This window comes from Pseudomonas sp. P5_A12, from assembly GCF_056400685.1.
On record NZ_JBFUKU010000048.1, the window covers coordinates 1 to 12376 of the forward strand.

The window sequence follows — 12376 nt, forward strand, 5'->3', positions numbered from 1 at the left end:
GCCCGGGCTGGTAACCCAGTGCCAGACGCTTGTTCGCGGGCACGGCGTGGAGGACCGATTCAAGAAAATCGTCGGCTTCATGCAGTTTGTTATTGGCGCCGTCACGCACTTCGTATTGGCCAGATTCCTCGCGGATCAGCAGTCGCACGGTCGTTGCATCCTCGGCGCCGACACTGCATCGCAGGGGACCGTCGAAACTGCCCTCGCGCACTTCAATGCGCAGTTCGGCGAATGTGTCGCTGTGCAGGCGGAGCGTATTCAGAACCAGCCTTTCGGTATCCGGCCCCCACTGTGCGTCATCATGGAAGCCCTCGTAGGCGTGGCTGAGCCGTGCTTCGAAGGCGGCTTCGCGGGCCAGGGTTTTCAAGCGCAGCGGCAAGAGCTGTTCTTTTGTCAGGCGCTCCAGTTCACCGCCACGGGCCTGGCCCAGCAGCGTTTCGGCCGTGCGGACCGGCAGCTGCGGTACCGTTTGACGAAGCACACGGATACGCGGGTTTTCCGAGGTTTGCCCGGCCTGGTAAAGCTGGTTGAAAATCTCCGTCCTGTACTTGCCGGCTTCATTGGCCAGTCGATTGCGCAGGGCTTGCACGCGATCTCCCTTGGCGACCTGCGGACCGAGTAGGGCTTGAAGTTCGGCTTCGTTCAAAAACTCGACGACGCTTTGCGGTAACTGGCCGCTCATGACATCGGACAGACTGGTGGCGAGGGTCTGTTCGTCGGTGGCCTGGCCGTTGCCGTACTGGCGAAAACGCCCGGTCAGGTCGGTGTTTTCGTAGACCTTCAGCGACTTCTCTGCGGGCCAGCCGTCCAGATAAGCCACCAGAGACTCGAACCAGTAAGTGTTCGGTTCGAGGGGCTGCCCGGCACGGATTTGCCTGATCATTGCGTCGATCTGCCGGTCAATCTTCAATCGCAGCAGGCTGTCTGCAAGTAATGGCGGAGGTGGCGCGCTCTCGATGTACATCCGGCGCAGCGCATCGTCGTCGGTACCGCTGGCGATACGAGCCCGCTCAAGCGCTGCATCGCTGAAACCGTCCACGTCATGACCGAGACGGCGCATCAATGTCGCACCTTCCCAGTCCTGCGGATTTTCGCCTTCATGGGTCCAGGCACCCAGGCCATTGGTGTTCAATTCGGGTAAATAGGCGTTGGCACGTTGAGGATGCTTGATGCGGTAGCGACCCCGCGTCGCCTGGTATTGCACGGCGTAGTGCTTGCCGTCCAGTGGCAACACGCTTTGCCCCTTGTGCGCATGCAAGCCGCGCTCATCCGGTCGGGAGCCGTCCGGCAACGAGAGGTCGGGCTGTTCGTAGGGTGTTAGATCGGGATGCCACAACCGAGGCTCACCGTTGGGCAGCCTCACCGGTTTCATGCCTTCAATCAGTGGCGACAGCCTCAGGCGCGCGAACTTGCCAAGCTCTGCGCCAGCCGCAAAAGCCGCCAGTTGAATGATGTTCGTCACTACCGCGACGATGTGCCCGGCGGCTTCGATCCATAACCCTTCGGCCATGTCGACGATGGATTCGACCACGTCACTGGTGATCTGGTAGGCGGTATAGACCATCATCAACTCACCCAGGAAGGGTACGAACGGCGTGATGACAATCAGCGCGACGTTGAAAATGTCCGAGACAATTTTCTTGAAGTTGTCCCACCAGGCCCAGCGGGCGTTGCTGTCGGCATCGGCGGTGGACACGGCGATGTGTCGGGCGTCGTTGAGAATCTTGTTCAGTTTTTGCTGATAGAGATGTGTCCACAGATTGTCGTTGATCAGTTCGGTACGAAAATGCAGCCGAGGGTGAGCCACCGGCTCTTCGCGCCATGGTGGCCGCTGATCCAGTGGCTCCTTTTTGTGCCAGCGCACCTCAGTCAGGTTCTGCTGGAGTTCGGCGAAAAACAGCCCGCGTTGTTGATGAGGGACGAATTGACTGAAGTATTGGCGGTAGGTCATACGGCTGGATCTGATCAGTTTGTTTTCCCGCAGTTGGCGCGTCAGTTCATTCAGGAAGTCGGGGAGCGACGGGTATGCCTTCAGCGGATGTTCGGGGTCTTGCGGGACATAAGCGATCACTTGCTCGGTCTGCCATGTCCGGTCCAGATCCGGGGCGATCAGGACAATGCCGGTCAACGCCGTGTCCAGCACTGAAATTTGGTGAAGCCGCTGGGTTTTGCCTTTGATTTTTAAGTTTCGCTGACCATCGAGCATCGCCAAGACCACATCTCGGGTGTGAGGTCCGATGTCTCCGGCCATCACCGCCAACTGCGCTGCCGCTTTGAATGCGGCCTTCTGGCTAATGACGATTTTTTTCTTCAAGACCGTTTTGGCAACGGCATCGCCGGACAACAACACACTCTCGAGGTACCGGGTGTAACGGGCGCCGATATCCAGTTCGCGACACAGGGTCTGGAACTGAGCGATGGACATCTTGTGTTTGAGCGGCTTGATGTCGAACAACCCACGCTCATCGGGTTGGCTGATGAAATCCGAATCGGCTTCGCAGGTTTCTGAGCGTGCGAAGTTGTGCAGTGCGGCGTCCAGTAGAGAAACAGTTCGGGTGACAACACCTTTTGAAATATCTATGGCGTACCACGGCTGTTGCTTGGGTAAGTAAAGATGCAGGAATGTTGTTTTGACGTCGTCCTCGACGCCATAGTGTTGCTTGAGTGCGGCACTCAATAAGGGTTCGGCAAACTCATAAACATTCTGCAACTTATCGAGCAACTGGTCGATGCTGTTGTGTTCGGTCCACAGTTCCAGATTGGCATCTTGTAACTGGCTGTGATCGTACTGTGAGGCGGTTGTGATCCAGCTCGCGGGGCTTATTTGTACGGAGCTTAGTTCCCGGACTCTTTTGAGTGATGAGCTTTTGAACACGAGAGGGATGCGGCTCTTGATAAACGCGTAGTGACGACCACTGTTGCCAAGTATGTCCGGCTCTTGATCTGCGGTTATACGTCCTTGTAAGTCAGACATCGTTCTAATAAACCTTGAGCGTTAATAGGAGCTTCCAGCCTACCTTTCATTGCTCAAAGTTAAAGTTTGAATAACTGCTGTTAAGTCAGAGTTCGTCCTTGAAAAAACATTGAAATTATCAATGTTGAAAATAACTATGTACCACCTGCGCGCACAGCCGGTTCTGTTAACGCCGCACTACTTCAATCGGCAGGCACCCAGTGTTGCCGGTGGGTTGCAGGAACGGCGTCAGAATCGGCGCCATGCCCTTGAGCACTTGCACCGGCAGCGCGGAAGTGAACGTGAACGATTCGGCCGAGCGCCCCGGCACGAAGGCGGTGAGGGTGCCGAAATGGTGATCGCCGATGAAGAACACGAAGGTCGCCGTGCGATTGAGGGATTTGGAGCTGATGACCCGCCCGCCGGAACCAATGGCTGAAATGCGGTTATCGCCGGTGCCGGTCTTGCCGCCCATGGCCAGCGGCTTGCCATCGGGGAGGGCGAAACTGCCTGAAACACGTCTCGCCGTACCGGCATCTACCACTTGCGACAAGGCTTCGCGCATGGCCGTGGCGACTTCGGATGGCATCACCCGCTTGCCCACTTCCGGATCATTGATCAACTTGGTTTCGTACGGTGTGTCCGCCGCGAAATGCAGCGTGTCGATGCGCAGTGTCGGCATGCGCACGCCATCGTTGAGAATGGTGCCGATCAACTCGCCCAGCGCCGCCGGACGGTCGCCAGAACTGCCGAGGGCGGTGGCCAGCGACGGCACCAGGTGATCAAACGGGTAGCCGACTTGTTGCCAGCGTTGGTGAATATCGAGGAACGCTTCGATCTCGAGCATGGTGCGAATACGGCTGTCACGGGCGCCTTTGTGACGGCTTTTGAATAGCCAGCTATAGACTTCCTGGCGTTCGAAATGGCTGGCCTTGACGATCTGGCTCCACTTGGCGTCAGGGTTGTTCAACAGATAGCCCATCAGCCACAGGTCCAGCGGGTGGACCTTGGCGATGAAGCCCTGATCCGGCAGGTCGTAGGCACCTGGGCTGTAGTTTTCATACAGCCGTTGAAGGCGTTCGTCGGTGAGTTTTTCGGTAGGTTTTCCGGTGGGCTTGGGACCTTTGAGGTGCGAGCGCACAAAAGCGTTAAAACTTTCCTGACTGGCTTGCGGCAGCAGATAACGGTGAATCGCCGCCAAGCGAACCGGGGTAGGGCGCGTGCTGTCGAGGAAGGTGTCGAGCCTTTCCTGGGTATCCTTGTTTTTGTACTTCTTCCAGAACTTCAGCAGGAACGAGGTACCTTCGCGGTCGGCAAAATTGGCCAGGTACTCCTGACGCCGAGGGTCGCGGTCGTCCTTGAGCAGTTCGGCGCTGCTGTTGGGGCCGGAATACGTGGCGTAACGCACCAGGTCGCGCATCAGCCGAATGAACGGCAGGTTGATGGATTCGCGCAGGGCATCGCGCAAGGTCGGTATGCGGCCGTTGTCTTCCTTGCGAAAGTTATGGAACACGTGTAACCCGCCCCCGGTGAAAAACGCTTCGCCGGGGTTGGCCGAGTATTTGCGATCCAGTGCGGCGCCAAGCATGGCCGGCAGGTTGCGGTCATTGTTCTCGATCAGGTAATCGACGGCCCAGCGGCTCAGGCGGTCCTGGTCAGGGACGTCGAGTTTTTTCAGTTCAGGGACTGTCATCCCGGCATATTTATCGTGCAGCTCGGCAATGATTTGCAGGTAGGTGGTGAGCACGCGCATTTTTGCAGTGGAGCCCAATTCCAGCTTGCTGCCTTCGTTGATGTCGAACGGCTGGTCAGTGCTGTCGGTCTGAATCCGCACGCGCGCGCCATCCGGTGTCAGTTCAAACAGGGTGAAGCTGTAGCGCACCTGGGTGGTGCTGGTGGGGGTGAGCAGGCGTTCGCCCATCAAGCCTATCTGCGTGGCAAACTCTGGATCGGCCAGATGCTTGAGATATTCGGTGGCCTTGGTTTGCAGGTCGCCTTGCAGGGTGCTGGTGGCGGACAGATCGAGGCGATCAAGGTCGTACAGCGGACGATTGAGCAACCCGCCCAGGCGGCTGCGTGCCACGCTGATGCCTTTGTTGGTTTCGATCGGCTGAATGGTCGGCTGGGTCTGCCAGTCGCGATAAGTGACCTTGCTGGCCAGTGCCGCCGCTGCGAACGGTGCATCAATCACATTGTTTTGTGCCAGCAGACGAATGTGGCTGTCGGTGAGATCGGCCAGTTCGTCACGGCCCTTAGTCAGGTAATGAGAAGGGCGGCGCTGGGCGATCATCAACGAGAGCACTTCACGCAGGGCCAAACCTTTCGCGGCCAGGGTCTTTGGGTCCGTGGCGGTGCTGGCCAGCGTCTCGTTGGCCTTGTCGAAGTCGGCGCCGTACCAGACGCGCAACCCTTCGGCCATGCCGTGCACTTCACCGTGGCCCGGCACGGCTGACAGCGGCACACTGTTGAGGTAGTCGCGAACCACATTCTGCCGGGCCTGGAGGGTTTCCGGACCTGCCTGATAGGCACGCACGGTGGCGGAAATCATCTGCCGGATCTTTTCCGCGCCCGACACCGTCAGGCCATCGGGGGAATGCCGATACTTCTCAAGCTGTGTCGCCAGGGTACTACCGCCCGCCGACTGACCCGGCAGGTGTATCAGTTTGGCCACCTGCGACCACGCAGCCATGCCAAAGCGCGGCCAGTCCACGGCGGGGTTGGCCAAGGGTTGTTTGGGGTCGAGCAGAAAGCGGTTCTCGATGAACAACAGGCTGTTGATCACAACCGGCGGAATCGATTCAAAGCTGGAATAAAGCTGTTGTGGATATTTGAACTGGTACAGCGGTAATGCGCGGCAATCAGTGATCGACAAGCCGGCCTGGATTTTCTCCGAATAGGGCACGAAAAGGCCCTTGGCGCTGTAGTCCATCAGCTTATCGGAGAAGCGGGTCTGGGCTGAAATCACGTAATCGCGCTTGAGCAACCGGGGCAGGAACTCATTCAGTGAGCTGTAGCCCAGACGCAGATCGAAAGGCCCGGCGCCCGGGTAATGAATGGCATCGCTGGGGCCCGGTTCCAGGGAGTAGCTCAGGGACGCGGCGAATTTGCTGACTTCCCGTGCCTGAAACTTCGACGTGCGCATTTCTTTGGCAGCAGCGAGTCCCACGACGATCGCGATGATGAGCAGCAACAACCAAAACGCCTTCCAGCCATGTTTGACACGGCTGCTACGGGGTTTTTCAGGTGATGGCGCTTCTTCCACAGGTTCAGTCGGGACCACAGTTTTACTCGTATCGGTTTGCCACAAAGCGCCCATAGTCGATTGATCCATTTACGCAGATTTATCGGACTTGTCTCAAGCTTAGACGGTGGTTGGCGATGGTGAAAAAATTGTGGACAAGGATGTCGTGTATTTTTTCTGGATCCACGCAAGTCCCGTAGCAGCTGCCGAAGGCTGCGTCCGGCTGCGAAGCAGTCGCAAAACAGTCAGCGCGGCTTGTCAGACAGATCGAGGTTGCAGGATTGGCGACTGCTTCGCAGCCGGACGCAGCCTTCGGCAGCTGCTATCGGGGATGGTGGCGTAGTGGTTGAAGAGGCTTGATCTAGAGCTGCCGAGCGCTCAAAAAGGTCCAGAGAAGCACATGACGATGCACCAATGCTGTGCAATACTCGGCGCCGTTTTAAATAGCGAGTGAAATCACCTTTAGCCAGTTAAAGCCTCTCCGTAAAGTGCGCTTTTACCGAGAGTTGTGGCTGCATTTTTCTGTTTATAGAGTGAAAACACCTGCGTAAAGCTTTTTATACTGCACGCCCCACTGATCCTGAAGGTTTTGTCCTACAGGACGGTTCTGCCCACGATGCAGACCGGTTTCAGGCAAGCAATGGCTTATCGGTCAGCGCTTCGACACTTGGTGGCTTTATCCAATAACAAGACGAGGACGACCCCTATGCCAGTCGGCAATCACCTGCCCCACAGCGAGACCGCTCAAGGCGGCCCGCTTAAACGTGAACTCGGCGAACGGCATATTCGCTTGATGGCGCTCGGCGCCTGTATCGGCGTCGGTTTGTTTCTCGGTTCGGCCAAGGCCATCGAAATGGCCGGTCCAGCCATCATGCTGTCGTACATCATCGGCGGTCTGGCGATCCTGGTGATCATGCGCGCCCTCGGCGAAATGGCCGTGCACAACCCCGTCGCTGGCTCGTTCAGCCGTTACGCCCAAGACTACCTCGGCCCCTTGGCGGGCTTCCTGACCGGCTGGAACTATTGGTTCTTGTGGCTGGTGACTTGTGTCGCGGAAATCACTGCGGTGGCGGTGTACATGGGCGTCTGGTTCCCTGATGTACCGCGCTGGATCTGGGCTCTGTCGGCGTTGATCAGCATGGGCACCATCAACCTGATCAATGTAAAAGCCTTTGGTGAATTCGAGTTCTGGTTCGCCCTGATCAAGATCGTCACCATCGTTGCGATGGTCATCGGTGGCATCGGCGTGATCGCGTTCGGCTTCGGCAACGACGGTGTAGCGCTGGGGATATCCAATCTGTGGACCCACGGCGGCTTCATGCCGAACGGCGTGCAAGGCGTGTTGATGTCCCTGCAAATGGTCATGTTCGCCTATCTCGGTGTCGAGATGATCGGCCTGACCGCCGGTGAAGCGAAAAACCCGCAGAAGACCATTCCGGACGCCATCGGCTCGGTGTTCTGGCGGATTCTGCTGTTCTATGTCGGCGCGTTGTTCGTGATCCTGTCGATTTACCCGTGGAACGAAATCGGCACCCAGGGCAGTCCGTTTGTGATGACCTTTGAGCGTCTGGGCATCAAGACCGCCGCTGGAATCATCAACTTTGTGGTGATCACTGCCGCGCTGTCGTCTTGCAATGGCGGCATTTTCAGCACCGGGCGCATGCTCTACAGCCTGGCGCAGAATGGCCAGGCCCCGGCCGGTTTCGCCAAGACGTCGAGCAACGRCGTGCCGCGTCGGGCCTTGCTGCTGTCGATGGGGGCATTGCTGCTGGGCGTGTTGCTGAACTATCTGGTGCCGGAGAAGGTTTTCGTCTGGGTTACCGCGATTGCCACTTTCGGCGCGATCTGGACCTGGGTGATGATCCTGCTGGCCCAGCTCAAATTCCGCAAAGGACTGAGCGCCAGCGAGCGTGCCGGCCTGAAATACAAGATGTGGCTGTACCCGGTCAGTTCGTACCTGGCGCTGGCGTTCCTGGTGTTGGTGGTCGGCCTGATGGCGTACTTCCCGGACACTCGCGTGGCGTTGTATGTGGGACCGGCATTCCTGGTGCTGCTGACGGTGTTGTTTTATGTGTTCAAGCTGCAACCGAACACTGCGTCGCACGGTGCGGTGCGTTCGGCTTCGTAAGTCGTACCGCTTGAAATGAGAAAGCCCTGGTCCATTGGCCGGGGCCTTTTTTTAGGTTCTTCACGGAATCCCAGGAAATACAGAAACAAGAACGCCGATTTGATTGATGATGTTCGTGCGAGCAAACACATCTAACAAACCGGCGTTCTTATGCGCGATATTAATACTTTCCTTCCTTTTTGGGAGGGCTTTTCTGTCGTCACGATCAAGCCTGATGGTGACGCCCTACAGATCGATCTGACTCCCCACGCCACCCGATTCCCTTCCTGCGGCGGCTACCAAAAACCTTGTTCAAGCACTCACGAGTATTGCGAGCGAACCGTTCGTGATCTTCCCATTCTCGGTCGCGCAGTACGCCTCAGCGTTTTGCTCAGGCGGGTTAGCTGCCGCGACTGCGGCAAACGCGTGGAGGCCGTCAGTTGGCTGGATCGCTATGCCCGCATGACGCGCCGCTTGGCCGATGCGGTCATTCAGGCCTGCGAGCGCCTTCCCACCCTGCACGTCGCCCATATGTTTGGACTGCGGACACCGTTCGGTTGCTGGAGCGTCGAGCCTTACAGGCGGCGTTGAGCACGCTGCCAAAGGCGCAACCACGACGCCTGGTGATGGATGAATTCGCGCTGTTCAAAGGCCATCGCTACGCCAGTGTGGTGTTGGATGCCGATACGCGACGCGTGCTATGGATCGGCGAAGGCCGCAGCCGAGCGGCGGTTCGGCCCTTTTTCGAGGAGTTGGGGCCAGAGGGGTGTGCTCGGATCGAAGCGGTGGCAATGGACATGAACACCGCTTTTGACCTGGAGGTTCGTCAGCATTGCCCGAAAGCGCGAGTGGTCTACGACCTCTTTCATGTGGTGGCCAAATATGGTCGAGAGGTGATTGATCGGGTCCGCGTCGACGAAGCTAACCGACTGCGCCACGACAAGCCGGCTCGCAAGGTGATCAAGCAAGCGCGGTGGCTGTTGCTGCGCAATCCGCAGAATCTGAAAACGCCGGAACAACAGGTTCACTTGCAGGATTTGTTGGCGGCCAACCAATCGCTGATGACGGTTTACTTGATGAAGGCTGAGCTCAAAACGCTCTGGACGCCGAGTACTGCCTGGGACTGGAGATCGGCTTGGAAGCAATGGCTGCGCCATGCTCGTGAAAGCGAAGTACCGGCTTTGATCCAGTTTGCTAAACGGCTAAAAGGTTACTGGCGGGGCATCGTGAGCCGAGTGCGCTGGCCGATGCATACCGGTCAGTTGGAAGGAATAAACAATCGAATAAAAGTCATCAAGCGGGTGGCGTACGGTTACCGGGATAGCGAGTTCTTTTTCATGAAGATCAAGAGCGTCTTTCCCGGTAATCCGTGAAGAACCTTTTTTTAGCTGGTGTCTGCTCCCCATTGTTCCCCCTGTCGGATTTGTGAGGGAGGCAATTTTCAGAAAGTGAATTTGCTTTGTAGGTGCCAGTAGGCTCGTGAGTCTGAATGGTGAATCACTTCTTCAAGTGAGTGAGGGGTTCGTAGGCTGCCGCACAATAACCGCTTGTGGCCGATTCTGGCGAGCAAAGTAGGTCCCCTGTCTGGTCTGTAGCAAAATCTTTGCATTGACCAGCAGGCGCACGCAGCACGATGGGACAGCTATCGAATGGCGCTACTGATTCCTTCACTTTGGCAGCAGCGGTATAGGACCTTCCACGATAGGCTGAGCAGAAATTCCGGTGGTGATCGTCTCTGAATTCGGGTGATCTGAAAATCCGACTTTCTCAACATGGTCGACCAAAAGTAGTCACGCGGAGGTAAACCAGAGAAGGCTCATATTGCATTTGCGCCTAGTGTGGTTGGCTTTGTCTAGACCGCGTCCGAGCGTGGGCTTGCCGCTTGTAACATTAGGTAAAGACTCGTAACTTTTTATCAGTTGCAAATGTAAATGAGTATTTGTAACGTTTATGGCGAGGCAAGGTAGCCTCRCAACGGACGTGTCATTGACACAAAAATGCGCTATCAGGAGATAGAAATATGCATGTTAAATCGGTAACTTTCGCTGCAACCCTCCTTCTTTCCGCACACGCAGTCGCGATGACAGAAAAGCCGGTGGTTGTAGACTGAATCTTGCAAAGGAACTTGCACAGTTCTTGGTTACTAACCCCACCTCTTCAATTTTTCCCCTAGTGGTGCAGCCAACCGAGTTGGTGGTTGCTGTGACCGCTTGCAAACTTTTCATGAGACCGCACCCTCTGGCTTGCAATTAATCTGCGCCACACAAGACCAGCAGTAACATTGCTGGTCTGTCCCTCCGCATTACTGGAAGTTTAGAATGGGCTCTCTATTTGAATCTCTATCCGCCGGAGAAGAGCGGGTATCTGACTCTATCGTCTACGCGCAAAACAAAGTTGTTGGCTTAATGAACCCAGCCGTTGTGGAAGGGCTTGATGACGCAAGGGGTGCCTTCATTGCTGGGCCGGCAGGAATTGTACAATTACCGAACCCTGCTTCTCGGGAAAATTTATTTGAGGCTCTAGTTTCTTCTAACTCGATTCTTTTCGGCGAGGAGGATCAAGTCATTGCAGCGCGCAAGCTACTACGAGACGAGAGAACAAGCAGGACCGCGTCTTATTTTTTCTGTATATCCCGCAATTGCCAAGAGTTGGTCAGTGCGTTTGATCGGATTAAAAATGCACGAATTTTGGTTATTGGGTGTGGCGGAATTGGCTCGCTCGTTACTATGCAACTTGCTGGGCAGGAATTGAAGACCTGATCCTTGTGGATCCAGACACAATTGAAGCTAGTAACCTTAATCGTCAGTTTTTTTGGGAAATGAGTGATATTGGGCGGTCAAAAGTTGAGGCGCTTAAAGATGCTCTTGATCGTAGATATTCTTTGAGAAGCTGCCAAGCGCTGATTGAGCGGGTTAACGACAATCAACTTGAAGAACTAACTAAAGGAGTGGATGTGGTTGTGCTGTCGGCTGATGAGCCGTTGGGGGTCGCACAAGAAAAACTTCAAGAGTTGTCGCAGAAAAATGGCTTTCTGACAATTTCTTGTGGGTATTATCAGAATAAGGCTTTAGTTAAGGTTTTTGGTAGCTCAGAACCTCAGGTAGATGATGAGTTTCGAACAGTTAAGTGGGCAAGAACCCCTGGCTTTATTGGTCCAAGCTTTGGGCCAATGAATGTAGAGGTTGCGGGTGTAGTTGCATCATCTGCGATTCACGCGTTAGCGTTCCCTGAAAGCACACCTTGGCGTAGGGATAACAGTGGGCTCAGCCTGTCATGGGTTCCATTTGAGCGTCGTAATGCATTCTTGAACTGAGGTGCTCGAAAGTGAAAATCATAACAATTGGTGGCGGTGAAATTTCTGAACTAGAAACTCTGGATCTTGATTCGTTTATTTGTAGGCAAACTGAAAAAAGCAACCCCAAAGCCCTCTTTATCCCTACGGCAAGTGGCGATGCAGAGGGATACTGCAAGACTTTCCAGCACGTCTATGGCGAGCGCTTGGGTTGCAAAGTTGATTTCCTGCTGGCTACACGTTCTAACTTTACGCAACAAGACGCAAGGCAGAAAATCGTAAACGCCGATCTCGTATATGTCGGGGGAGGGAATACACAAAAGATGCTCGCCATATGGCGAGATTTTGGAATCGCTACGGCACTACGCCAAGCTGGTGCGATTGGCACCATCCTCTCGGGGCTAAGCGCTGGAGCAATTTGCTGGTATGAAGCAGGACTGAGTGACTCGGACCGATTCTCCGCTAATTCGGGCTCAAGCTGGAGTCTGAAACGGCTAGAGGCACTAGGCTTTCTGCCCGGTGCTTTCTGCCCTCACCTCGATAAAGAGCAGCGGCATACCCCCCTGGAGGCGCTAGTGCGCTCGTCCGGTGGAAGGGCTATTGCCTGCGACAATGGTGCTGCAATCTATTGGGAAGGCGGTGTCGCTCAAGTTCTTACCTCTCTCCCTAACGCATACGCCTACATCTACATGGAGCAAGCTGGAGAGGTAAAAGTTGAGCGATTTACGTCCGGACAGATACTGCCGCTGTAAACCTCTCGGACATTCAATCCGGTTGTCTACT

The 12376-nt window shown here is 55.7% G+C and carries 6 protein-coding genes and 1 pseudogene; 5 read left to right on the forward strand and 2 right to left on the reverse strand.

Features of this window, described 5'->3' with window-relative positions; all coding sequences use genetic code 11:
• Nucleotides 1-2722: dermonecrotic toxin domain-containing protein (locus tag AC1DSG_RS09600; protein ID WP_477790674.1), on the reverse strand; the 2722-nt coding region annotated here is incomplete at its 3' end.
• A gap of 418 nt (nucleotides 2723-3140) precedes the next feature.
• The gene (locus tag AC1DSG_RS09605) at nucleotides 3141-6269 is read right to left on the reverse strand and encodes a transglycosylase domain-containing protein (RefSeq protein WP_477790675.1); all 3129 of its coding nucleotides are present in this window, start codon (nucleotides 6267-6269) and stop codon (nucleotides 3141-3143) included.
• Between the two features lie 631 nt (nucleotides 6270-6900).
• Here AC1DSG_RS09605 and AC1DSG_RS09610 point away from each other — a divergent pair.
• From AC1DSG_RS09610 to AC1DSG_RS09630, 5 genes and pseudogenes are all read left to right on the forward strand, one after another.
• Nucleotides 6901-8322: an amino acid permease gene (locus AC1DSG_RS09610; protein ID WP_477790676.1), complete on the forward strand. Its 1422-nt coding sequence runs from the start codon at nucleotides 6901-6903 to the stop codon at nucleotides 8320-8322.
• 150 nt (nucleotides 8323-8472) lie between these two features.
• A pseudogene (locus AC1DSG_RS09615) lies at nucleotides 8473-9674 on the forward strand (ISL3 family transposase).
• A 945-nt stretch (nucleotides 9675-10619) separates the two neighbouring features.
• A complete protein-coding gene (locus tag AC1DSG_RS09620; protein ID WP_477790677.1) occupies nucleotides 10620-11060 on the forward strand; it encodes a hypothetical protein in 441 nt (146 codons plus the stop codon).
• 5 nt (nucleotides 11061-11065) lie between these two features.
• The gene (locus AC1DSG_RS09625) at nucleotides 11066-11614 is read left to right on the forward strand and encodes a ThiF family adenylyltransferase (RefSeq protein WP_477790678.1); all 549 of its coding nucleotides are present in this window, start codon (nucleotides 11066-11068) and stop codon (nucleotides 11612-11614) included.
• An 11-nt stretch (nucleotides 11615-11625) separates the two neighbouring features.
• Entirely contained in the window at nucleotides 11626-12345 is a 720-nt protein-coding gene (locus AC1DSG_RS09630) for a Type 1 glutamine amidotransferase-like domain-containing protein (protein ID WP_477790679.1), read from the forward strand.
• Nucleotides 12346-12376: the final 31 nt, after the last annotated feature.

Excerpts from the sequence above, each read along its gene's own strand:
- AC1DSG_RS09605 (WP_477790675.1), bottom strand. The coding sequence starts at position 6,269 with ATGGGCGCTTTGTGGCAAACCGATACGAGTAAAACTGTGGTCCCGACT.
- AC1DSG_RS09620 (WP_477790677.1), top strand. The coding sequence starts at position 10,620 with ATGGGCTCTCTATTTGAATCTCTATCCGCCGGAGAAGAGCGGGTATCT.